The organism is Pseudomonas sp. BF-R-26 (assembly GCF_019947395.1).
Taxonomy (GTDB): Bacteria; Pseudomonadota; Gammaproteobacteria; order Pseudomonadales; family Pseudomonadaceae; genus Aquipseudomonas; species Aquipseudomonas farris.
Genome location: NZ_JAGYGK010000004.1, coordinates 1 through 23,713, shown reverse-complemented (window position 1 = coordinate 23,713; position 23,713 = coordinate 1). Strand labels below are relative to the sequence as shown.

The window sequence follows — 23,713 nt, the reverse complement described above, 5'->3', positions numbered from 1 at the left end:
TGACTCCCTCACCTGCTGAACATGGACTTCACGCATGCGTTTACGTCATATCGAAGTGATCCAGGCGCTCCTGCAGACCGGTCACCTGGGCACCGCCGCCGAATGGCTGCAGCTGCCGGTGGCCGAGGTTGAACGCACCCTGCGTGATGCCGAGGATCAGTTGGGTTTCATGCTGTTTGCCAGCGTGCGTGGTCGCCTGCAAGCCACGCGCGAGGCGCGGGAGCTGCAGGTCGAGTTCGCCCACGTCTACGAAGCCCTCGAGCCGGTCCAGCGACTGGCCAGCAGCCTCAAGCAATATTTGGCCCCGCCCCTGCGAATCATCTGCACCCCGCCGTTGGCACAACAACTGTTGCCACACAGCATCGCGGCCCTGCGCCGACGCCTCCCCGACGCACCTTGCACCCTCCTGAGCCAGCCGACCCGCGAGATTGTCAGAAGCCTGCTGCTGCGTGAAAGCGATCTGGGCCTGAGCCTGCATGACCCGGACCACGCCGATATCCATTGCCAGGTCATCGCTCAAGGCAAGCTCCAGCTGCTGGCGCCCCATGGCTGGCTGCAACCGAAACAGAAGTACATTTCACTGCAGGACCTGGCCGGCCAGTCGATGGTTGGCCTGGAAGGTCACGATCCGTTAAGCCCGGCGCTGGACAACAAGCTGCATGCGCTGCGCCCTGCCCCGGTCATCCAGACCCGGGTTCAGACTCATCAAATGATGCGCAGCATGGTCGAGGCCGGTGAAGGCCTGGCGATCGTCGACCCGTTTACCGCCCTCGGCGCCAAATCGGCCGGGCTCGATGCCTGCCCCCTGGCGCCTGCCGTGCCGATCAGCGTGTATGCCTTGAGCCTCAAGACCGCCGAGCCCTCTTCGGCGGTTCAGGCGCTGCTGGACATCGTTACGGAACAAGCCGTGGCGATGTTGGCGAGCTGAGCGGGTTTTCCAGCGGATTATCGAACAGGCGATACCAGAACAGCGCCACCTCAGCGGTGTTCGGATCGATCCCGCGGTAGCGCAGATGATCGATCCCGCCGACCACATAGCCACAGCGCTCATAAAGCCGACAGGCGCCCAGGTTGTTGTTCTGGGTTTCCAGCATGATGCCCGGCAGTTTTTTCTTGCGACTCCAGAACTGCGCCACATCCAGTAGAGACTTGGCCACGCCATGACGGCGCGCCGGAGCATGCACCGCCAATTCGTCGATATGGGCGAAGCCGTTCCAGTTGGTGCTGACCACCAAATGACCCACCGGCTCGTCATCCAGATAAGCCATGAAAATCGCGCTGTCAGCGGCATCGTGAAAACTGCTGAATTCCTCGGGATCGATGCCATAACACTTGCGATACGGGGTGATGGGCGTCACCGGCCACTGCGCCACCGGCTTGCCGATTTGCGCGGCACCATAGGCGGCGACTTCAAAACTGAAATCACTGCCCCAGATATAAGCCGCAAACCCCTCATCGGCGACACGCACCGAGAGGCCTGGGTGTTTGGGATTCATGACTGGTTGCATACTCGGAAAGGTCCTCATTCCTTGATGCAATCGACGGTGTAGTGCCGTCCATTGCCCTCGTCTTCGTGTTGCAAGCCATGCACATCGGCGACAAATCCGGGGAAACTACTGTCGAACGTACGGGCAAACTTCAGGTAATCGATGATCGAACGGGTCGACTCGGTGAAACGCTCGCCGGGCATGATCAACGGGATCCCCGGCGGGTATGGCACCAGCATTACCGCTGCGATCCGCCCGTCCAGAGCATCGATCGAAACAGCCTCAACCTCCCCGCGTACCAATTGATCATAGGCGTCCGCCGGCTTCATCGCGACTTCCGGCAGTACGGTGTACATGCGTTTGAGGTGTTTGGCCGTGGCATTGCTGCGATAACAGGCGTGCAATTGATCACACAGATCGCGCAAACCCATGCCTTGGTAACGGGCAATATTGTGTTGTGCCACGCACGGCAGGCAGGTGGCCAGGCTGACATTGGCGTCGTAACTGCGCTTGAACTCCAGCAACTCGGTCAGCAACGTGCTCCATTTGCCCTTGGTGATGCCCATGGAGAACAGCACCAGGAACGAATACAGCCCGGTCTTTTCCACGACCAGCCCACGTTCCCAGAGGAATTTGCTGACCACCGCCGCCGGAATCCCCCGCGCACTCAGGGCACCGCCCGCCGTCAGACCCGGCATCACCAGCGTGACCTTGATCGGATCGAGCAGCACGTAGTCGTCGGTCACGCCGCCAAAGCCGTGCCAATCGGCGTCGGGTTGCAGCAGCCAGTCTTTGGTGACCACCTGCTCGATACCTTCGGCCGAGGGCGGTTGCCAGATGGAAAACCACCAGTCGTCGGCGGCGATGTGCTGACGCAGATTGGCCAGGGCCCGGCGAAAGCTCAGGGCCTCATCGAACATTTCCTGCAACAGCGAACGACCGGCTGGTCCTTCCATCATCGCCGACGCTACGTCCAGCGAGGCGATGATGCTGTATTGCGGCGAGGTCGAGATGTGCATCATGAACGCTTCGTTGAAACGGTCGCGATCCAGCTGCCGCGCGCCGCCGTCCTGAACATGAATCATCGACGCCTGGCTGAACGCCGCCAGTAGTTTGTGCGTTGAGTGCGTTGTGAACACCAGCGGGCTGTCTTCGCTACGAGAGGTGCCCATGCCGTAACGGCCGGCGAAGAACTCGTGGAACGCCGCGTAGGCGTACCAGGCCTCGTCGAAATGCAGCACCTCGACGCTGTTGCCCAGGCTCTGCTTGATCAGCTCGGCGTTGTAACACAGGCCGTCGTAAGTCGAGTTGGTTACCACCGCCAACTTGACCTTGGGCTCGCGGCCCTGGGTCAGCGGGCTGGCGTCGATCTTGGCCTGGATCGATTCGCGGCTGAATTCGCTCAACGGAATCGGCCCGATAATCCCCAGCTCATTGCGCTCCGGGCACAGGTACAGCGGAATCGCGCCGGTCATGATGATCGAGTGCAGCACCGACTTGTGACAGTTGCGATCCACCAGTACCAGATCATCGCGGGCCACCATGGAATGCCAGACGATCTTGTTGGCGGTCGAGGTGCCATTGATCACGAAAAAGGTGTGATCAGCGCCGAAATTGCGCGCTGCTCTCGCTTCCGCCTCGGCTAGCGGGCCGGTGTGATCGAGCAGGGAACCGAGTTCCGGCACCGACACCGACAAATCCGAACGCAGCGTGTTTTCCCCGAAAAACTGGTGAAACGCCTGCCCTACCGGGCTCTTGTGATACGCCACGCCGCCGCCATGGCCGGGGGTGTGCCAGGAATAATTGGAGTCGGCGGTGTGCTGCACCAGCGCCTTGAAGAACGGCGGCAACAGTCCGTCCAGATATTTACGCGCCGCGCGAGCGACCTGACGGGCGAGGAATGGCACGGTGTCTTCGAACAAATAAAGAATGCCGCGCAGCTGATTGAGCTCCGCCATGGCATCGGCGGGGGCATTTTCCAGGGTCACCTGCTCGCCCAAGGCAAAGATCGGCAGGTCCGGCGCCCGAACCCGTGCCAGGCGGATCAGCTCCGCCATGTTATGCAGAAGATGAGCATTGGTGCTGGCGTCTTCGGCGGCAATCAACATGCAAGAGAGGCCGTGATGAGTCGAGGCGACCAGACGCCCTTCGTTGTAATCGACCGCCGAGACGATGCTGAAGCCTTCCTGCTCAAGCTCCCGGGCGATGCCACGCACACGATCACCGGCAACGGTGTCGGCTTTGATGTCGCGGTGGACGATCAGGACCGGGAATTTCAAATCTTTATACATGAGGCTCGGTGTCCTGAGGCGGCAGACCGTGGCCTGCCAATAACCTCAGGGTAGAGGGTTGGAGCGCATGTGGCGAGCGGGATGCCCTGAAGTGGGGCGTTGGGTGCGTTTGTGAAGATCAAAAGATCGCAGCCTGCGGCAGCTCCTACGCCAACCGTGTTGACCATCAAATCAAGCCCCCCCGATCCTGTAGGAGCTGCCGAAGGCTGCGATCTTTTAGGCCTTCAGGCCTGGGCCTTGGCCTCAGCCAATTGCTGCCACAGCGACGGAGCGCCGGCGGATTTGGCGATGGCTTCAAGGCGCGCAATGTGCTGGGCCAGATCTTCTTCACTGGCACGGATGATCCGGATTGGCTGACGATCAGCCGGCAGACGACGGATTTCGGTGGCGGAGTTGTCCGCGCCTTCACCTGAACCATTGCCATCGGACGCGTTACCGGCCAGCGACAGACTGGTCTGGCCGCCGGTCATGGTCAGGTAAACGTCGGCGAGAATCTCGGAGTCGAGCAAGGCGCCGTGCAGTTCACGGCCGGAGTTGTCGACGCCATAGCGTTTGCACAAGGCATCGAGGCTGTTGCGCTGCCCCGGGTGACGTTCCCGGGCCATCATCAGGGTGTCGAGGATCGAGCAGTGTTGCGTGATGTCCGCCCGATCGTGATGGCCCATCAGGGCGAATTCGTTGTTGATGAAGCCAACGTCGAACGCCGCGTTATGGATGATCAGCTGCGCGCCCTTGATGAACTCGAAGAACTCATCGGCCACTTCAGTGAAACGCGGCTTGCCCACCAGGAATTCGTTAGTGATGCCGTGGACGCCGATGGCGCCTTCGTCACTTTCGCGATCCGGTTGCAGGTAAACGTGGAAATGCCGGCCGGTCAGGCGCCGACCGATCAACTCGACACAACCGATTTCGATAATCCGGTGGCCGTCGGTCACCGGCATGCCGGTGGTTTCGGTATCGAGTACAACGGATCTGGTGGCCATCAGTGCTCAGCTCTCAACGGGTCAATCGTGCAAAAGCGGCGATGTTAACACGCTCGGGGGGTCTTTCAGATACGCCGTGTAGCCCCCATCGCGAGCAGGCTCGCTCCCCCTGATCCCACGCTCTGCGTGGGAACGATCAGTGAAGGGTCTAGGCTTGTTTGTACCCACGCACTTCATCAACGCCGCGGTTGGCCAGTTGGTCGGCCCGTTCGTTGCCGTGATGGCCGATGTGCCCGCGCACCCATTTCCAGGTGACGTTGTGGCGGTTGACCTGCTCGTCGAGCAGTTTCCACAGATCGGCGTTTTTCACCGGTTCCTTGGCCGCGGTTTTCCAGCCGCGTTTCTTCCAGTTGGCCATCCACTCGTTGATGCCTTTCATCACGTATTGGGAGTCGGTCACCAGCAGTACGTCGCAGGAGCGCTTGAGTTCTTCCAGGCCACGGATCGCGCCCATCAACTCCATGCGGTTGTTGGTGGTGTTGGCTTCGCCGCCCCAGAGTTCTTTTTCAACGCCCTTGCACACCAGCAACGCACCCCAGCCGCCCGGACCAGGGTTGCCCTTACAGGCGCCATCGGTGAAGAGTTCTACGCTATCGCTCATGCCAATCTATCCAGAAAATGCGGTGGCTCGCCGATCGGTGACCGACGATGCCCGAGGCCGGGGCGAACCCGGCCGGGAAAATAAAATGTGTATTACGGTTCGAGGTGACGACGGTTGACCTTGGCCATCGGCAATGGAATCAGCTTGCCCATCGGTTCGCGCCGTTCCTGGCGCACCGGCCGCAAGCCCACCACGATCTTGCGCGCGACCAATAAATAGAAGCCACCACCCGACAATTGCCAGTCACCGGCCTTGCGCTCCCAACCGGCCAGACGGGCTTGCCAGGCAGGTGACGCAAGCGGCGGACGATAGCACCCGAAGCGGCGTTTCTCCAGCGCGAAGCCCAGCAGGTTCAGCCAATCGCCAACCCGCGACGGCGAAATGCAACGGGCCTTGCGCAAGGCGTCATGAGCGAACACATGACGCAGGCCCCAGCTGCTCCAGGGGTTGATTCCGACAATCAGCAGATGCCCGCCAGGCCGAACACTGCTCGCCGCTTCGCGCAGCAAACCGTGGGGTGACAGGCAGAAATCCAGCCCGTGCTGCAACACCACCACATCGGCGGCGTGCTCGCTCAAAGGCCAGGCCTGCTCTTCGCAGACGATCTCGACCCCCGGCAACGGCGCACCGAGCCGCACATTGCGCTGGACCTGCGGCGCCGACGGCGGTGTCTGCGCCGAAGGGCCGTAATGCACCAGGTAGCCGCCGAAGAAGCGCCCCAACTCGTCTTCGAGCATGCGCCGTTCTTCGTCCAGCAGAAATTGCCCGATGGGCCCGGACAGCCATTCACGGGCCGCGCTGATCAATGTCAGCCACTCAGGATCGGCCTGAGCGAACGCTTTATCGGTCATTGCATTCTCCAACGCGCCAGGAAGTTCTAAGATGCGCCAATGTTTTCCGCTTGGCGAATCCGACGATGATACAGATCAGTGCCCTGCCCGCCTTCACCGACAACTACATCTGGTTGTTACAAGACCACAGCACCCAGCGCTGCGCCGTGGTCGATCCGGGCGATGCCGCGCCAGTACAAGCCTGGCTCGCGGCACACCCGGGTTGGGTGTTAAGCGATATTTTGATCACTCATCACCATCATGACCATGTCGGCGGCGTCGAGCGGCTGAAAAAAGCGACAGACGCGACAGTCTACGGCCCGGCCAGCGAAAGCATCCCGGCGCGGGACGTGGCGCTCAAGGACAATGACCGCATCAACGTGCTGGACTGGGACTTCGACGTCATCCAGGTGCCGGGCCATACCCTGGGGCACATCGCCTTTTATCACCAGGGTCATTTGTTTTGCGGCGACACCCTGTTCGCTGCCGGTTGCGGACGGTTATTCGAAGGCACGCCCGAGCAAATGCATCACTCGCTGAGCCGCCTCGCAGCGCTCCCCGAAGACACGCTGGTCTACTGCACTCACGAGTACACCCTGAGCAATCTGAAGTTCGCCGCAGCGGTCGAACCGAACAACCCCGATACCCTCGAACGACTGGCCAAAGTCACCCGGCAACGCGACGCCGGAATCATGACGTTGCCTTCGACGCTGGCACTGGAAAAGCGCACCAATCCGTTTTTGCGTACCGGAGAAACATCCGTTAAAGAAAAAGTGGACGAACGGAACGGACCCGATAACCGGGCTCCGAGTGCGGTTTTTGCTGCTCTTCGAGCTTGGAAAGATACGTTCTAGGGAGGCTGCTTGATAATACAAAAATTCTGAATGGTTGACCGCAGGGGGTGCGCTTTCTAGAATCGCCCGACATTTTTGCCCGGAACTTACTTCCAGCCAATGTCGTCACCTATTCGTAAAGCCATCAATTCAGACGCATTGACCCGCTTGGCTCAAGCCATTGCGGTGGCTGTGTCCGCCACTTTGGCGGGCTGTTCCAGCCATGTGCCGCAGACCGAAGCGACACACACTCCGAATATTGCCGCTCGAGCCAAGCAAAAACCCATCTGGCTCAGCGAAAAACCAACACCACAAATTCCACAGGACGTCTGGGAGCGCATGCGCCAGGGCTTCCAGTTGCAGGACAACCTGGGCGTCAACCCGCGCATCGAGCAACAGCGCCTGTGGTTCGCCAGTAACCCGTCCTTCCTCGAAAATGCCGGCGAACGCGGCAGCCTCTACATTCACTACATCGTCGAACGCCTTGAAGAACGCAACATGCCGCTGGAACTGGCGCTGTTGCCGGTGATTGAAAGCGCCTACAACCCGATGGCCTATTCCCGGGCCAACGCGGTGGGTCTTTGGCAATTCATTCCTTCCACCGGGCGTTACTTCAACCTGCGTCAGACCCGCTTTTATGATGGCCGGCGCGATATCACCGCCTCGACCACCGCGGCCATGGATTACTTGACCCGCCTGCACGACATGTTCAACGGTGACTGGCTGCTGGCGCTGGCGGCCTACAACGCCGGCGAAGGTACGGTCAGCCGGGCCATCGAGCGCAACGAACGACTCGGCCTGCCGACCGACTACTGGAACCTGCCGCTGCCAGCGGAAACCCAGGCCTATGTGCCTAAACTGCTGGCGTTGTCGCAAGTGGTCCTGGCGCCCGAAGCCTATGGCGTGAACCTCAACCCGATCGCCAACGAACCGTACTTCCAGGTCGTCGAAATCAACCAGCGCATGGACCTGTCCAAGGTTGCCGCGGTGGCCAACATCGACGAAGACGAACTGTTCCAGCTCAACCCGGCCTTCAAGCAGCGCACCACCATCGACGGCCCCCAGCATCTGCTGGTGCCAACGTCCAAGGCGCAACTGCTGACCGCCAGCCTGTCGACCATGCGTCCTGACGAGCTGATCAGTCAGCGATCGTTCAAGCCGGTGTTCGAAGGGGCAGACGACAGCGAAATCGCCAGCCTCAAGCGCGCCTATCGGGTCAAGCGCGGCGACAACCTGGGCACCATTGCCAAGGCCAACAAGGTCGACGTCAAAGACCTGCAACGCTGGAACAAGCTGAACGGCAAGAACCTCAAGGTCGGCCAGACTTTGGTGATGCAGGACACCACCAAACGAAAATCCGGGCGCGTCAACACCGTGGTCGCGGCGAACAGCAAGACCAACGGCAAGGTAACCAACAAGACGCAACAGACCCAGTACAAGGTCAAGCAAGGCGACTCGCTGTACATGGTCGCCAAACGCTTCAACGTTGAAATGCAGCACCTCAAGCGCTGGAACCCTCGGGTTGGCCAGGCGCTGAAGCCGGGGCAGATGCTGACGGTTGCTTCGCCGAATTAGAATTGATGTGATGCCGAAAAGATCGCAGCCTTCGGCAGCTCCTACAGATAATGCGTACATCCGATCAATCTTGGGTGTACATGATCGGTGTAGGAGCTGCCGCAGGCTGCGATCTTTTTTTTCGACCCGCTTCAGCATTACGCCCGCATTAACCCCCCGTCTTTTTCCTGTCGATACAAGCTGTTACTGTACGGCCCACAAAGCCCAAGCCGCCTGGATCGGATCTCTGACTTGAAGCGTCCCCTCCTTCTGCTCCTGATCAGCCTGGCCTTGAGCTCCCCCGCAAGCGCGACGATCAGCGAAAGCCATGGTTATGCGCAGTTCGGCACGCTCAAGTACCCGGCCAGATTTACCCACTTCGACTGGGTCAACCCGCAAGCGCCCAAGGGCGGTACGTTGCGGGTGATGGCGTTTGGCACCTTCGATACGCTCAACCCTTACACATTCAAAGGCTCGAGCCCGGTTTCCACCGGCAACTTCCTGCAATACGGCATCAACGAACTCAATGAACCGTTGATGGTCGGCACCGGCCAATACGCGCCGTCCGGCGATGAGCCGACCTCCAGTTACGGCCTGATCGCCCAATCGGTGGAATACAGCGAAGACCGCAGCTGGGTGGTGTTCAACCTGCGCCCCGAAGCGCGTTTCCACGATGGCACGCCGATTACCGCTTACGACGTGGCGTTCTCTTACCGTCTGCTGCTCAAGGAAGGTCATCCGCAATACCGCACCAACCTTCAGGAAGTGTCGCGGGTGGATATCCTCAACCCACGGCGCATCCGCTTCGTCTTCAAGCGCGCCGGTAATCCGCTGCTGATCCTGCGCCTGGGCGAGTTGCCGGTGTTGCCTCAGCATTACTGGGAAGGTCGCGATTTCAAGGCCACCACCTTCGAACCGCCATTGGGCAGTGGGCCGTATCGCATCACCTCGGTAACGCCCGGGCGGCAGATCGTCTTCGAACGGGTCAAGGATTATTGGGGCAAAGACCTGCCGGTCAATCGCGGCAAGTACAACGTCGATCGCATGGAAGTCGAGTTCTACCGTGACAGCGACGTGGCTTTCGAAGCGTTCAAGGCCGGTGAGTTCGACATCTACATCGAGCACCAGGCAAAGAACTGGGCCAACGGATACAACTTCCCCGCCGTGCGCCGTGGCGAGGTGATCAAGGCGCAAATCGCGCATCAGATCCCGACCCAGAGCCAGGGCCTGTTCATGAATACCCGGCGACCAGCTTTCGCCGAGGCCAAGGTCCGCGAAGCGCTGGGGCTGATGTTCGACTTCGAGTGGACCAACCGCACGCTGTTCAGCGGCGCCTACAAGCGCGCCATGAGCTATTACCCCAACAGCGAGTTCTCCGCCACCGGGCTACCGGTCGGTCATGAGTGGCTATTGCTCAAGCCCTATCGCGATCAGTTGCCCGCCAAGCTGCTCACCGAGCCGTTCAGCCTGCCGCAGACCGAAGGCCGCGGCATTCCGCGGGAAACCATGCGCAAGGCCCTGGAACTGCTCGCCGAGGCCGGCTGGAAGCTCAACGGTCAGCGGCTACAGAACACCATCGGCCAACCGTTGCGTTTCGAGATTCTGTTGGTCAACCCGAACCTGGAGCGCATCCTTCAGCCTTACGTCGAGAACCTCGCCAGCATCGGCATCGACGCACGGCTGCGCACGGTCGATCGTGCCCAGTACAAACAGCGCCTCGATCAGTTCGATTTCGACATGATCCTGATGACCCTCAACCAGACCCTGAGCCCGGGTCTGGAACAATGGCAGTACTTCCACTCCAGCCAGGTCGGGGTCAAGGGCAGCAAGAACTACGCCGGTATCGCCAACCCGATAGTCGACCATTTGCTCGAACAACTGCTCGCCGCCCAGACCCGCGATGCACAAGTCGCCGCCGGCAAGGCGCTCGACCGGGTGCTGCTGTGGCAGCACTACATCATTCCCAACTGGTACCTCAATTATCACCGCCTGGCCTACCGCAACCGGTTCGCCTTCGTCACCACGCCGCCCTACACCCTGGGCCTGAGCGCGTGGTGGTTGAAATCTTCGGAGAAAGATCGATGAAACCCGTACGCGCCCTGCTCTTGCAGGCCAGCGGTCTGTTGTTCGCCGGGCTGGCCTGTGCCGCCCCGCAACATGCCCTGACCCTGTACAACGAGCCGCCGAAATACCCGGCCGATTTCAAACATTTCGATTACGTAAACCCCGACGCACCCAAGGGCGGGATCTTCCGCCAGGCCGGGTTCGGCGGCTTCGACAGCCTCAACCCGTTCATCAACAAAGGCGTGCCGGCCGACGACATCAGCATGATCTACGACACCCTGGCCAAACAGGGTCTGGATGAACCGTTTACCGAATACGGCCTGATCGCCGGCAAAATCGAAAAAGCCCCGGACAACAGCTGGGTGCGTTTCTACCTGCGTCCCGAAGCACGCTTCCACGATGGTCACCCGATACGTGCCGAAGACGTGGTGTTCAGCTTCCAGACCCTGATCAAGGACGGCGCCCCGCTCTTCCGCGGCTATTACAGCGACGTTGAAGAAGTGGTCGCCGAAGACCCGCTCAAAGTGCTGTTCAAGTTCAAGCATAAAAACAACCGTGAGTTGCCGCTGATCCTCGGTCAGTTGCCAGTACTGCCCAAGCATTGGTGGGCCACCCGCGACTTCAACAAGGGCAACCTGGAATTGCCGCTGGGCAGCGGCCCGTACAAAGTCAGTGAAGTGAAGGCCGGACGCTCGGTGCGCTATGAGCGGGTTAAGGATTACTGGGGCAAGGACCTGCCGGTCAATCGCGGCTTCTACAACTTCGACGTGCTGACCACCGACTACTACCGCGACAACACCGTCGCGCTGGAAGCGCTCAAGGCCGGTCAGTTCGACTACTGGCTGGAATCGGCCGCGAAAAACTGGGCCAAGGCCTACAACATTCCGGCGGTGACCGAAGGTCGGCTGATCAAGGAAGAAATCCCGAACGGCAACCCCACTGGCATGCAAGGCTTCGTGTTCAACCTGCGCCGTCCGGTGTTTCAGGATGTGCGCGTGCGCCAGGCACTGACCCTGTTGCTGGACTTCGAATGGACCAACAAGCAATTGTTCAACGGTGCCTACGCGCGCACCCGAAGTTACTTTGAAAACTCGGAAATGGCTGCCACTGGCCTACCGGACGCCGATCAACTGGCGATCCTCGACCCATTCCGCGGCAAGATTCCCGAGCAAGTGTTCAGCGAAGCGTTCCAGAACCCAGTGACCGACGCCAGCGGCATGATCCGCACCCAACAGCGCAAGGCCTATCAACTGCTGCAAGAGGCCGGCTGGCGGATCGTCGACGACAAGATGGTCGACGCCACCGGCAAACCGGTGACCATCGAGTTCCTGCTGGCCCAGACCGAGTTCGAGCGGGTACTGTTGCCGTTCAAGCGCAACCTCAGCGACCTGGGTATCGACCTGGTAATCCGTCGCGTCGATGTCTCGCAATACATCAACCGCGTGCGCTCCCGGGACTTCGACATGATCGTCGGCAGCTTCCCGCAGTCCAACTCGCCGGGTAATGAACAGCGTGAGTTCTGGATGACCGACGCAGCCGACAAACCCGGCAGTCGCAACTCCATGGGCTTGAAAGACCCGGTGGTGGACCAACTGGTCGAGCAGCTGATCAACGCCGATTCGCGGCAAAGCCTGGTGGCCCATGCCCGGGCGCTGGACCGGGTGCTGCAATGGGGCTATTACGTGATCCCCAACTGGCACATCAAGACCTGGCGCGTGGCGTACTGGAGCCACATCGGCCACCCGCAGGTTTCGCCCAAATATGACATCGGCATCAATACCTGGTGGGTCAAGCCCAACGCGACATTGCCGATAGAAGTCGAAACCAAACTGCAAGCCGACCCTGCGGGCACGGAGTAATCAGATGCTGGCGTATATTTTTCGGCGACTGCTGCTGATCATCCCGACCCTGCTCGGCATTCTGCTGATCAACTTCGTGATCATCCAGGCGGCCCCCGGTGGGCCGGTGGAACAGATGATCGCCAAGCTCGAAGGCTTCGAAGGCGCCACCAGCCGCATTGCCGGCGGCGGTGCCGAAGTGTCGGTGGCTGGTTCTGCCTATCGTGGGGCGCAAGGCCTGGACCCGGCGCTGGTCAAGGAAATCGAGCACATGTACGGCTTCGACAAATCGGCGCCGGAACGTTTGTGGATCATGATCAAGAACTACGCCACCCTGGATTTCGGCGACAGCTTCTTTCGTGACGCCAAGGTCATCGACCTGATCAAGGAAAAGATGCCGGTGTCGATCTCCCTGGGGCTGTGGAGCACGCTGATCATGTACCTGGTGTCGATCCCGCTGGGGATCGCCAAGGCGACGCGACACGGCAGCCACTTCGACGTCTGGACCAGTTCGGCGATCATCGTCGGTTACGCGATCCCGGCGTTCCTGTTCGCCATCCTGCTGATTGTGGTGTTCGCCGGCGGCAGCTATTTCGACTGGTTTCCGTTGCGAGGCCTGACCTCGAACAACTTCGATGAGCTCAGCACCGGCGGCAAGATCCTCGATTACTTCTGGCACCTGGCACTGCCGGTGACCGCACTGGTAATCGGCAACTTCGCAACCATGACGCTGCTGACCAAGAACAGCTTCCTCGATGAAATCAACAAGCAATACGTGGTCACCGCCAAGGCCAAGGGCCTGACCCGCCATCGCGTGCTGTACGGCCATGTGTTTCGCAACGCCATGTTGCTGGTGATCGCCGGTTTCCCTTCGGCATTCATCGGGATCTTCTTCACCGGTTCCTTGCTGGTGGAAGTGATTTTCTCCCTCGACGGCCTCGGCCTGATGAGTTTTGAAGCAGCGATCAACCGCGACTACCCGGTGGTTTTCGGCACGCTGTTCATCTTCACCCTGCTGGGGCTGGTGGTGAAACTGATCGGCGACCTCACTTACACCTTTGTCGATCCGCGCATCGACTTCGAAAGCCGGGAGCATTGAGATGAACCTGTCCCCTCTCAATCGCCGACGCTTCGAACTGTTCAAGGCCAACAAGCGTGGCTGGTGGTCGCTGTGGCTGTTTCTGATTCTGTTCGGCGCAAGCCTCGGTGCCGAGCTGATCGCCAACGACAAACCGCTGGTGGTGCACTACGACAACGCCTGGTATTTCCCGGCACTCAAGCGCTACCCGGAAACCGCGTTCGGCGGCGAATTCCCGCTGGAAGCCAACTACAAGAGCCCGTACATCCGCGAACTGCTCAAGGCCAAGGACGCCTGGGTCTTGTGGGCACCGATCCCCTACAGCTACCAGAGCATCAACTACGACCTGAAAGTCCCGGCCCCCGCGCCGCCCTCGGCCGACAATCTGCTGGGCACCGACGATCAGGGCCGCGATGTGCTGGCCCGGGTGATTTATGGCTTCCGGATTTCGGTGCTGTTTGCTTTGACGCTGACCATTCTCAGTTCGATCATCGGCGTGATCGCCGGGGCCTTGCAGGGTTTTTATGGTGGCTGGGTCGATCTGGCCGGGCAGCGTTTTCTGGAGATCTGGTCCGGGTTGCCGGTGCTGTACCTGCTGATCATTCTGGCCAGTTTCGTGCAGCCGAATTTCTGGTGGCTGCTGGGGATCATGCTGCTGTTCTCGTGGATGAGCCTGGTGGATGTGGTGCGCGCCGAGTTCCTGCGCGGTCGTAACCTGGAATACGTGCGCGCGGCCCGTGCGCTGGGCATGCAAAATGGTGCGATCATGTTCCGCCACATCCTGCCCAACGCCATGGTCTCGACCATGACCTTCATGCCGTTCATCCTGACCGGAGCCATCGGCACCCTGACCGCCCTGGACTTCCTTGGCTTCGGCTTGCCGCCGGGCGCGCCGTCCCTGGGTGAACTGGTGGCCCAGGGCAAATCCAATCTGCAAGCGCCGTGGCTCGGTATGAGTGCGTTTGCGGTGCTGGCGCTGATGTTGAGTTTGCTGGTGTTCATCGGCGAGTCCGCTCGCGATGCCTTCGACCCGAGGAAGTGAAATGAATCAGGACAATCTGATCGAAGTGCGCGACCTGGCCGTCGAATTTATCGTCGGCGAACGCGTTCAGCGGGTGGTCGAGGGCGTCAGCTTCGATATCAAGCGCGGCGAAACCCTGGCGCTGGTGGGTGAAAGCGGCTCCGGCAAATCGGTGACCGCCCACTCGATCCTGCGACTGCTGCCCTACCCGCTGGCCCGGCACCCATCCGGCACCATCACTTATTCCGACCGGAATCTGCTGGATCTGAAAGAGAAAACCATCCGCCACATCCGCGGCAACCGGATTGCGATGATCTTTCAAGAGCCGATGACCTCGCTCAATCCGCTGCATTCGATCGAGAAGCAGATCAACGAGGTGTTGGGCATCCACAAAGGCCTGACCGGCAAAGTCGCGACCAAGCGCACGCTGGAACTGCTGGAAATGGTCGGCATCCCCGAACCGGAGAAGCGTCTCAAGGCCCTGCCCCACGAATTGTCCGGCGGCCAGCGCCAGCGGGTAATGATCGCGATGGCCCTGGCCAATGAGCCGGAATTGCTGATCGCCGACGAACCGACCACAGCGCTGGACGTGACCGTTCAACTGAAAATTCTCGAACTGCTGAAGGAATTGCAGGCCCGTCTGGGCATGGCGTTGTTACTGATCAGTCATGATTTGAACCTTGTACGAAGAATTGCGCATCGCGTATGTGTCATGCAGCGCGGTTGCATCGTCGAACAGGCATCGTGCGAAGAATTGTTCCGCGCGCCGCAGCATCCGTACACGCGGGAACTGCTGGCAGCGGAGCCCAGCGGCAAGCCGGCGACCAATGTGATTGGCCCGCCGTTGCTGCAGGTCGAGGACCTGAAAGTCTGGTTCCCGATCAAGAAAGGCTTTCTGAAAAAGACCGTGGACCATATCAAAGCGGTAGACGGGATCAATTTCAGCCTGCCCCAAGGCCAGACTCTGGGGATTGTGGGAGAAAGCGGTTCCGGCAAATCGACGCTCGGCCTGGCAATATTGCGGCTGATCGGTAGCAAAGGCACCATCCGTTTTGAAGGCAAGCAGCTAGACTGCCTGACGCAGAGTGAAGTTCGACCGCTGCGGCGGGAGATGCAGGTGGTGTTCCAGGACCCGTTCGGCAGCCTGAGCCCACGGATGTGCGTGAGCCAGATCGTCGGCGAAGGCCTGCGGATCCACAAGATGGGCACCGAGGCAGAACAGGAACAAGCGATTATTGCGGCACTCAAGGAGGTAGGTCTGGACCCGGAAACCCGGCACCGCTACCCCCACGAATTTTCCGGTGGGCAACGGCAAAGAATCGCCATTGCCCGGGCATTAGTGCTAAAACCGGCGTTGATTCTGCTGGACGAGCCGACTTCGGCCCTCGACCGCACCGTGCAACGCCAAGTGGTGGAGCTGCTACGTTCACTGCAAACCAAGTACAACCTGACGTATTTGTTTATCAGCCATGACCTGGCTGTCGTCAAAGCGCTGAGCCACCAGCTGATGGTGGTCAAGCATGGCCAAGTGGTCGAACAGGGAGACGCGCAAAGTATCTTTGCCGCCCCCAAACATCCGTATACACAGCAGTTGCTGGAAGCCGCTTTTCTGGCACCAGCCACTGCGCAATAAACCTGAAAAGAGGAGCAACACATGGGTTTTCTCGCCGGTAAGCGCGTACTGATCGTCGGTGTCGCCAGCAAGCTGTCCATCGCATCCGGCATCGCTGCCGCCATGCATCGCGAGGGCGCTGAGCTTGCCTTCACTTATCAGAACGACAAACTCAAGGGTCGTGTCGAAGAATTCGCACAAGGCTGGGGTTCGAGCCCTGAGCTGTGCTTCCCGTGCGACGTGGCCAGCGATGAAGAAATCGCCAAGGTCTTCGAAGCACTGAGCAAGAAGTGGGACGGCCTGGATTGCATCGTGCACTCCGTCGGCTTCGCCCCGGGCGACCAACTGGACGGCGACTTCACCGAAGCCACCACCCGTGAAGGTTTCCGCATCGCTCACGACATCAGCGCCTACAGCTTCGTGGCCCTGGCCAAGGCTGGCCGCGAAATGATGAAAGGCCGCAATGGCAGCCTGCTGACCCTGTCGTACCTGGGCGCCGAGCGCACCATGCCGAACTACAACGTAATGGGCATGGCCAAGGCTTCCTTGGAAGCTGGCGTGCGTTACCTGGCTGGCTCCCTGGGCCCGGACGGCACCCGCGTGAACTGCGTATCGGCTGGCCCGATCCGCACCCTCGCCGCTTCCGGCATCAAGAACTTCCGCAAAATGCTGGCCGCCAACGAAGCGCAAACCCCGCTGCGTCGTAACGTCACCATCGACGAAGTCGGCAACGCCGGCGCCTTCCTGTGCTCGGACCTGGCGTCCGGCATCAGCGGCGAAATCATGTACGTAGACGGCGGCTTCAACACCACCGCCATGGGCAACATCGAAGAGTGATCTTCGGTTAGCCATGAAAAAACCCGCCGATTGGCGGGTTTTTTTATGCCTGCAATCTTGCAGCGCACTCGATCAACTGTGGGAGCGGGCTTGCCCGCGATTGCGGAGTATCAGGCAACATCAATGTTGGATGTGATGACCTCATCGCGGGCAAGCCCGCTCCCACAATAGTCCGCGCCGCACACAGATTTTGTGTTCTCTACTCCCACAGGGGGTAGCGTTTAGTCGTCGATCTGTGTCAAACACCGCGCAAACAACTGCTGGATCGGTTGTGTGCGCTGGCTATAACGCTGCAACAGCACGATCTCCCGGTAGAACGTCAGCTCACCCAGCGGGATGATCCGCACCTTCGCCCCATGCTCAAGCCAAAGCCCTGCCTCGGGCAATAGCGAAACACCCAGTCCGCATTCGACCATTTTGACGATAGCTTCCAGCTCATCCAGCTCCAGAGCCACCCGCACATCGATCTGCTGCTCGCGTAAAAAGCGAGTCACCAGGCGCCCACCGAAAGAATTGCGGTCGTAGCGTACGTGTGGATGGTTGGCGAGTAACTGCAGCGGGTCGTCACCCTCAAGGTCTGCCGGCACGATCAGCACAAACGGCTCCCGGCGAATGACTTGCACCGACAATTCCTTGGGTAATTCAAACGGCGGCTTGATCAGAATCGCCAGGTCCACTTCGCCGGTGTCCACCTGGCTCAACAGACTCAGGGATACCCCCGGCACCAGCTTCGCCTCCAGCAATGGCGCCTGTTGCCTGAGGCGTAACAGCGCGCGCGGCAACAACCCGGTCTGGACGGTGGCCACCGCGCCGATCTTCAATTCGCCACGAAACTCGCCGACGCTATCACTGACGGCCATGCGGTTGAAGGTCTCAAGGATTTCCCGAGCCATCGGTAACGCCCGCTGCCCCGCCGCGTTGAGAATCGCCTGACGGCCGGTGCGATCGAACAGGCGAATGCCCAACGCCTGTTCGAGGTTACGGATCTGTGCGCTGACCGCCGACTGGGTCAGGCCGATGTGCATGCCTGCCGCTGCGAACGTGCCATGACGCGTCACGGCAATGAAGGTTTTCAGTTCCCGCAGCATGCGGCTCTCCGATTGATCGAAATAATTTGAGCTCGTCGCAAAAACTATCGTCTTTCAATCAAAAAGCACAGGACTAAACTCGGTCTTAACGCTCAACCCGTCGAGGCACGTCCGATGCAACTGTCCCCTTTTCACTTGGCTATCCCGGTTTACGACTTGGCCGCTGCCCGGCGCTTCTATGGTGAAGTGTTCGGTCTGGAGGAAGGTCGCTCCAGCGACCACTGGGTCGATTTCAACTTTTTCGGCCATCAACTGGTGATTCATCTGGCACCGAAAAACGCTTCTCAGGAAGCCGCCCATACCAACGCCGTGGATGGCCACGACGTACCGGTGCCGCATTTCGGTGTGGTATTGGGGATGGAGGAATGGGAAACGCTGGCCGAGCGCTTGAAAGCCCTTGGCACGCGCTTCGTCATCGAACCGGGTATCCGCTTTCAGGGATTGGTGGGCGAACAAGCGACGATGTTTCTCTTCGATCCCAGCGGCAACGCTCTGGAGTTCAAGGCGTTCAAGAATATCGATCAGTTGTTCGCCAAATGATCTGCCCGACCGGCTGTTGCGAACAGCCGAGCACATTGCAGCGGTCTTGCAAGATGCCATTCAACAATGACGAGCATCGAACTGCCGGGCGCACAGCGCCTTATCGGCCAAAGCCAGCAAGTCTTCCGCCGTCTGGTGCAGCCGAGAATCAAACTCGATCTGCCCGATACTGAAGCGAATGTCATAGCCACGATGCGCTGTGGCATTGCGTTCATCGAGTATTTCTTCGAGGCGCGCTCTGATCGCGGCGATTTCCACGGCGTCGGCGCCGGTCAGCAAGGCAGCAAACTCATCGCTGCCGAGCCGGCCGATCACATCGCTTTCACGAAAGGCGATGCGTAGCACATCGGCGAAGGTTTTCAGGGCATCGTCACCCTCGGCGCGACCGTACAGCTGATTGATGCGTTTGAAGTCATCAAGGTCGAAGAACAGCAGGGTCGCGGGTTTGCCCAACTGCTGACAGGCCTCCAGCCCTAACTGAGCCAAAGCCTCGAAGCCATGACGATTGGAGAGCAGCGTCAATTCATCCATGCTCGCCATCTGCACGCCCATCAGCGCTTGCTCGGCCTTTCGCGCCAGATCGCGCAGTACATCGCGATCTGCGCTGTCGAGGGCATTCGGCGCACGCATGTCTGCGCCAGCGCCGGGTTTGAGCGGTTTTCCTGGGGTTAGCATCACTCACTCCTTGATGGATATGAACGTTAGAGTCGCTCATACCCGGTATGACTCCCTATAAATGCGCCGCTGGTCAGCTACCTGCCACCGGACACGGCCCTCCAGCATCGGCCCAGAGTTTGAACTGGGTGACGAAGATGTCATGGGGCACCGGCACCGGCGCCCGTCCCTCACCCGGGCGCCAGCCCCAGAGCACCAGTTTGTCCTCGCTGACATGTTTGATCAGCGCCGCAAAATCACGATCGCCATTACTGGATCGGTCCTTGATCATCGCGCACAACTTGTCGGCTGGCAGGCCGATCCAGGCCATTTTGTGCGCAGCCGGCGGCAGGCTCCAATGCGGCGCTCCGGGTGGCGCGTTGAGGCCATAACTGGCCGGAGGATTGCCTTCAGCGTGACATGTAGCACACGGCAAACCGGCCGCGCCCTTGCCGTCCATTCCGCGAACCACATTCATTGCGTGAGGAATACCGGCATCGAACTGCAGCGGCGAATCGCCGGGGATATGACAGTTCTGACAACGCGGGCTCTGGAACACTTTCTGCACCGTGTCGAACGCCTTCACCGCCTCTTTATCATCAGCGAACAGGTCCGAGGCATAGCCACTCAGACCGATCAGCACCACCGCGCCCAGAATCAGATGTCGTCTCATCTCACACCCCCGACAGTTGCAACGGCAGTTCCCGCAGGCGCTGTCCGGTCAACGCAAACACCGCGTTCGCCACGGCCGGTGCCACGGGCGGTACACCGACCTCGCCGATGCCGCCGGGTTTGTCGCTGCTGGGGACAATATGCACCTCGACCACCGGCATCTCGTTCAGGCGCAGGACCTGATAGTCGTGATAATTGGACTGTTCCACCTGACCGTTCTTGAACGTCAGCTTGCTGTGCAAGGTAAATCCGAGACCGAAGGTGATACCCGATTCCATCTGCGCGGCGATGCCCTGCGGGTTGACCGCAATGCCGCAATCCACCGCACACACCACCCGGTGCACGCGAATCGCCAGATTGTCCTGGGACACCTCGGCCACCTGGGCGACGTAACTGCCGAAGGACTCATGCACCGCCACGCCCAATGCGTGACCGTCTGGCAAGGGTGCTTTCCAGTTGGCTTTCTCCACCGCCAGATTCAGCACGCCCAAATGCCGTGGATGCGCCTTGAGCAAGGCGCGTCGGTATTCCACTGGATCCTTGCCGGCCGCGTCTGCCAGTTCATCGATCAACGACTCCATGACAAATGCCGTGTGGGTGTGCCCCACCGACCTCAGCCACAGCACGCTGATGCCGGTTTGCGGTGAATGCAGTTCGACCTGATGATTGGCCAGCCCCACAAGATAAGGACTGTCGGCCACGCCTTCGACGGAGGTTTTGTCGACGCCGTTCTTGACCATGGTCGCCGCGAACGACGTGCCCGTCAGAATCGACTGCCCGACCAGCACATGCTTCCAGGCCATCGGCATGCCGTCGGCACCCAATCCGATGCGCGCCTGATGCAGGAACGCCGAGCGGTAGTAGCCGCCGCGAATGTCATCCTCTCGGGCCCAGACGGTTTTCACCGGCCCGCCCGCCGCCTTGGCGACGTACACGGCTTCGCTGACAAAATCCGAGGTCGGATTGGCCCGTCGCCCGAAACCACCACCGAGGAATTGGGTGTGGATCTCGACCTGTTCGGGTTTGAGCCCGGTGATTTTCCCCGCGATCATCTGATCCAGCGTCTGAAACTGCGTGCCGGTCCAGATTTCGCATTTGTCCTTGGAGATTTTCACCGTGCAATTGAGCGGTTCCATCGGCGCGTGAGCCAGGTACGGCACGCTGTATTCAGCCTCAATCGTCTTCGCCGCTTTGCCCAGCGTCGCCGTCGCATCCCCGGCCTTACTGGCGGAAGTGCCGGGGGTGGCGGCGAGTTTACGAAAGCTTTCCAGCAGCTGTTGGCTGTCCAGTCCGGCGTTCGGCCCCAGATCCCATTCGATCTTCAGCGCATCACGCCCCAGCTTCGCCGCCCAATAATGATCGGCAATCACCGCGACACCCGTGGGCACCTGCACCACTTTGTGCACGCCCGGCACCGCCAGTGCCTCGGCGCCTTCAAAGGATTTGACGCTGCCGCCGAACACCGGTGGGCGAGCGACCATCGCCGTCATCAACCCATCGAATTGCACGTCCATGCCGAACTTCGCCTGCCCGGTGATTTTCTCCGGGGTGTCGAGGCGCTTGGTAGGTTTGCCGATGACCTTCCAGTCTTTGGCTTCCTTGAACTTGATCGACGCCGGATCCGGCACCGGCAGCTTGGCGGCGTCATCCGCCAGTTCGCCGTAAGTGGCGCGTTTGTCGCCAGCAATGACCACGCCCGATTCGGTGCGAATCTGCGAAGGCGCCACGTCGAATCGCTTGGCCGCCGCCTCGATCAGCATCAAGCGCGCCGCCGCTCCTGCCTGGCGATAGCGGTCGAACTCCATCCAGGTCGACGTCGAACCGCCGGTGATCTGCATCCCGCCAAACCCCGGCAGGCCATAATCGGCCGCCGAGGCCGGCGCATGTTCGACGCGGATTTTCGACCAGTCGGCGTCCAGCTCTTCGGCGATCAACATGGTCAGGCCGGTCCAGATGCCCTGGCCCATTTCCGAATGCCCGAGCAGCACGGTGATGCTGTTGTCGTTGCCAATGCGTAAAAAGGCATTGGGTGCGAAGACGTTTCCTTGATTCTCGGCGCCCAGAGCAAAGCGATTGGCACCCGGGATGACAAAAGCCACCACCAGACCACCGCCCAACACTGCGCTGCCCTTGAGAAAACCGCGACGCGAGACAGGGTTGATTCTGTTCATGGGTCAGCTCCCTTCGACGTGGTATCAACCGATCTCGGCGGCGCGTTTGACCGCGGCGCGGATTCTTGGGTAGGTGCCGCAGCGGCAGATGTTGCCGGACAGCGCCTGGTCGATGTCGCTGTCGGTGGGTTTGGGGATCTTCGCCAGCAAGGCTGCCGCCGACATGATCTGCCCCGACTGGCAATAACCGCACTGGACTACGTCGAGCTCGGCCCAGGCTTGCTGGACCGGGTGCGAGCCATCGGCGGACAAGCCTTCGATGGTGAGAATTTTCTGCCCGTGGGCCACCGCCGTGGCGGGCGTGATGCAAGAGCGCAGCGGCGCGCCGTCGACGTGTACGGTGCAAGCGCCACACTGGGCCATGCCGCAACCGAATTTGGTGCCCGTCAGGTGCGCGACATCGCGCAGCACCCAGAGCAACGGCATGTCCGCGGGGACATCCAGTTCCTGGTCCTTGCCATTGATGTTAAGGGTCAACATTGCGGGTTTCCTCAGACTCACGGTGTTCTGAAGGGGCGCCTCGTGGCGAGGGGGCTTGCCCCCGTTCGGCTGCGAAGCAGTCGCAAATCCAGTGCGTACCGGTGTGCTTGGCAGTACGAGATTGCAGGTTTTAGGACAGCTTCGCAGTCCAACGGGGGCAAGCCCCCTCGCCACAAGCTTCGCTCCTACAAGGTCGGCGGTTACGCGCGCCTTGGGTTATCCCTACAGCTAAGCGCAATTTGACCCACTAGCCATGTTCATCGACCACCGGTCGCTGCCGCCGCGCTCGTAGCAGCTGCCGAGCCTGCGAGGCTGCGTTCGGCGGCAAAGCCGTCGCAAACCCTACATGCACGGTATTCCTGGCGCACCGCGACATCTGATTTCACGACTGCTTCGCAGCCGAACGCAGCCTCGCAGGCTCGGCAGCTGCTACGGCCCACCTAAAAGCAAACCAATATCATTTGCGAGACTTCCGGCCATTTGCTTTAATCGCGACCAATTCTTATTTGCACCGCGACGCCGGTCGCCATGGACGTGTGCTCTCAATGACAATCGCTGACTTTTCTTCGGTTCAAAACCTCTATACCTGCCACCACCAATGGCTGTACGAGTTGTTGCGTCGACGCCTCAGGAATGCGATGGATGCCGCTGACTTGGCTCATGACACCTTCATGCGGGTGCTCAAGCGGCCGCAGGCGTTCGACTGCGACGTTCGAGAGCGCTCCTATCTGGCGACCATTGCTCGCGGTTTGTGCATCGATCACTGGCGTCGTCGGCAGTTGGAGCAAGCGTGGCTGCAGACCCTCGCCGCACGACCTCCCGCCTTGCAGCCTTCACCGGAACAGCGGGCGATCATCGTCGAAACCCTGCACGAAGTGGACGCCCTGCTGCAGCGCTTGCCCAAGCGGGTCAGCGATGCATTTATCCTGGCTCAACTGCACGGCATGCCCTACAGACTCATCGCCAGCGAGATCGGCGTGAGCGAGCGCATGGTCAAGAAGTACCTGGCCCAGGCCATGATGCATTGCGCGATCCTCGAGGCCGAGCTCGATGGGTTGCTGATTGAATAACCCCATGCC

General features: G+C 60.3%; 21 protein-coding genes. 11 read left to right on the top strand and 10 right to left on the bottom strand.

The annotated features are described in order from the left end of the window. Positions 1 to 34: 34 nt before the first annotated feature. Positions 35 to 928: a LysR family transcriptional regulator gene (locus KGB18_RS06195; protein ID WP_123722998.1), complete on the top strand. Its 894-nt coding sequence runs from the start codon at positions 35 to 37 to the stop codon at positions 926 to 928. Here KGB18_RS06195 and KGB18_RS06190 read toward each other — a convergent pair. The 5 genes from KGB18_RS06190 to KGB18_RS06170 form a co-directional block, all read right to left on the bottom strand. Next, on the bottom strand, positions 894 to 1,508 hold the full coding sequence (locus KGB18_RS06190; RefSeq protein WP_223569539.1) for a GNAT family N-acetyltransferase: 615 nt from the start codon (positions 1,506 to 1,508) through the stop codon (positions 894 to 896). The two genes, KGB18_RS06195 and KGB18_RS06190, sit on opposite strands and share 35 nt — an antisense overlap. Positions 1,509 to 1,522: 14 nt before the next feature. After that, positions 1,523 to 3,778, bottom strand: a complete 2,256-nt coding sequence (locus KGB18_RS06185; RefSeq protein ID WP_223569538.1) for an Orn/Lys/Arg decarboxylase N-terminal domain-containing protein — start codon at positions 3,776 to 3,778, stop codon at positions 1,523 to 1,525. Positions 3,779 to 4,002: 224 nt separating this feature from the next. Then, positions 4,003 to 4,761 (bottom strand): DNA polymerase III subunit epsilon, encoded by a 759-nt coding sequence (dnaQ, locus tag KGB18_RS06180; protein WP_052964264.1) that lies wholly within the window; start codon positions 4,759 to 4,761, stop codon positions 4,003 to 4,005. Between the two features lie 148 nt (positions 4,762 to 4,909). Next, a complete protein-coding gene (rnhA, locus tag KGB18_RS06175) occupies positions 4,910 to 5,362 on the bottom strand; it encodes a ribonuclease HI (RefSeq protein WP_003180633.1) in 453 nt (150 codons plus the stop codon). A 92-nt stretch (positions 5,363 to 5,454) separates the two neighbouring features. Continuing rightward, a complete protein-coding gene (locus tag KGB18_RS06170; RefSeq protein WP_052964263.1) occupies positions 5,455 to 6,213 on the bottom strand; it encodes a methyltransferase domain-containing protein in 759 nt (252 codons plus the stop codon). A 65-nt stretch (positions 6,214 to 6,278) separates the two neighbouring features. Between KGB18_RS06170 and gloB the strand changes: the two genes are divergently transcribed. From gloB to fabI, 8 genes are all read left to right on the top strand, one after another. Continuing rightward, positions 6,279 to 7,046, top strand: a complete 768-nt coding sequence (gloB, locus tag KGB18_RS06165; RefSeq protein ID WP_123723001.1) for a hydroxyacylglutathione hydrolase — start codon at positions 6,279 to 6,281, stop codon at positions 7,044 to 7,046. 99 nt (positions 7,047 to 7,145) lie between these two features. Beyond that, a complete protein-coding gene (locus KGB18_RS06160; protein ID WP_223569537.1) occupies positions 7,146 to 8,600 on the top strand; it encodes a transglycosylase SLT domain-containing protein in 1,455 nt (484 codons plus the stop codon). Between the two features lie 231 nt (positions 8,601 to 8,831). Beyond that, a complete protein-coding gene (locus tag KGB18_RS06155; RefSeq protein WP_123723003.1) occupies positions 8,832 to 10,664 on the top strand; it encodes an extracellular solute-binding protein in 1,833 nt (610 codons plus the stop codon). Next, positions 10,661 to 12,502, top strand: a complete 1,842-nt coding sequence (locus tag KGB18_RS06150) for an extracellular solute-binding protein (RefSeq protein ID WP_201060298.1) — start codon at positions 10,661 to 10,663, stop codon at positions 12,500 to 12,502. The genes KGB18_RS06155 and KGB18_RS06150 overlap by 4 nt, the downstream gene beginning before the upstream one ends. Before the next feature lie 4 nt (positions 12,503 to 12,506). Beyond that, a complete protein-coding gene (locus KGB18_RS06145; protein WP_007906757.1) occupies positions 12,507 to 13,580 on the top strand; it encodes a microcin C ABC transporter permease YejB in 1,074 nt (357 codons plus the stop codon). 1 nt (position 13,581) lies between these two features. Continuing rightward, complete coding sequence (locus KGB18_RS06140) at positions 13,582 to 14,601, top strand: ABC transporter permease (RefSeq protein ID WP_008074378.1); 1,020 nt, start codon at positions 13,582 to 13,584, stop codon at positions 14,599 to 14,601. Between the two features lies 1 nt (position 14,602). After that, entirely contained in the window at positions 14,603 to 16,213 is a 1,611-nt protein-coding gene (locus KGB18_RS06135; RefSeq protein ID WP_223569536.1) for an ABC transporter ATP-binding protein, read from the top strand. A 21-nt stretch (positions 16,214 to 16,234) separates the two neighbouring features. Continuing rightward, the gene (gene fabI, locus KGB18_RS06130) at positions 16,235 to 17,029 is read left to right on the top strand and encodes an enoyl-ACP reductase FabI (protein ID WP_007906751.1); all 795 of its coding nucleotides are present in this window, start codon (positions 16,235 to 16,237) and stop codon (positions 17,027 to 17,029) included. A 221-nt stretch (positions 17,030 to 17,250) separates the two neighbouring features. On the opposite strand, the gene KGB18_RS06125 is transcribed toward fabI, so the two are convergent. Continuing rightward, entirely contained in the window at positions 17,251 to 18,117 is an 867-nt protein-coding gene (locus KGB18_RS06125) for a LysR family transcriptional regulator (RefSeq protein WP_223569535.1), read from the bottom strand. Positions 18,118 to 18,231: 114 nt separating this feature from the next. On the opposite strand from KGB18_RS06125, the gene KGB18_RS06120 reads away from it, so the two are divergent. Beyond that, positions 18,232 to 18,657 (top strand): VOC family protein, encoded by a 426-nt coding sequence (locus KGB18_RS06120; RefSeq protein WP_123720495.1) that lies wholly within the window; start codon positions 18,232 to 18,234, stop codon positions 18,655 to 18,657. A 60-nt stretch (positions 18,658 to 18,717) separates the two neighbouring features. Here KGB18_RS06120 and KGB18_RS06115 read toward each other — a convergent pair whose 3' ends face one another. The 4 genes from KGB18_RS06115 to KGB18_RS06100 all read right to left on the bottom strand — a co-directional run bounded on the left by KGB18_RS06115 (position 18,718) and on the right by KGB18_RS06100 (position 22,634). Beyond that, positions 18,718 to 19,332, bottom strand: a complete 615-nt coding sequence (locus tag KGB18_RS06115) for a GGDEF domain-containing protein (RefSeq protein ID WP_123720494.1) — start codon at positions 19,330 to 19,332, stop codon at positions 18,718 to 18,720. A gap of 73 nt (positions 19,333 to 19,405) precedes the next feature. Continuing rightward, the gene (locus KGB18_RS06110; RefSeq protein ID WP_223569534.1) at positions 19,406 to 19,984 is read right to left on the bottom strand and encodes a hypothetical protein; all 579 of its coding nucleotides are present in this window, start codon (positions 19,982 to 19,984) and stop codon (positions 19,406 to 19,408) included. A 1-nt stretch (position 19,985) separates the two neighbouring features. Continuing rightward, the gene (locus tag KGB18_RS06105; protein WP_223569533.1) at positions 19,986 to 22,154 is read right to left on the bottom strand and encodes a xanthine dehydrogenase family protein molybdopterin-binding subunit; all 2,169 of its coding nucleotides are present in this window, start codon (positions 22,152 to 22,154) and stop codon (positions 19,986 to 19,988) included. 24 nt (positions 22,155 to 22,178) lie between these two features. Further along, complete coding sequence (locus tag KGB18_RS06100) at positions 22,179 to 22,634, bottom strand: (2Fe-2S)-binding protein (protein WP_007906916.1); 456 nt, start codon at positions 22,632 to 22,634, stop codon at positions 22,179 to 22,181. A 545-nt stretch (positions 22,635 to 23,179) separates the two neighbouring features. Between KGB18_RS06100 and KGB18_RS06095 the strand changes: the two genes are divergently transcribed. Beyond that, the gene (locus tag KGB18_RS06095; protein WP_123720491.1) at positions 23,180 to 23,704 is read left to right on the top strand and encodes a sigma-70 family RNA polymerase sigma factor; all 525 of its coding nucleotides are present in this window, start codon (positions 23,180 to 23,182) and stop codon (positions 23,702 to 23,704) included. The last annotated feature ends 9 nt before the right edge of the window (positions 23,705 to 23,713 follow it).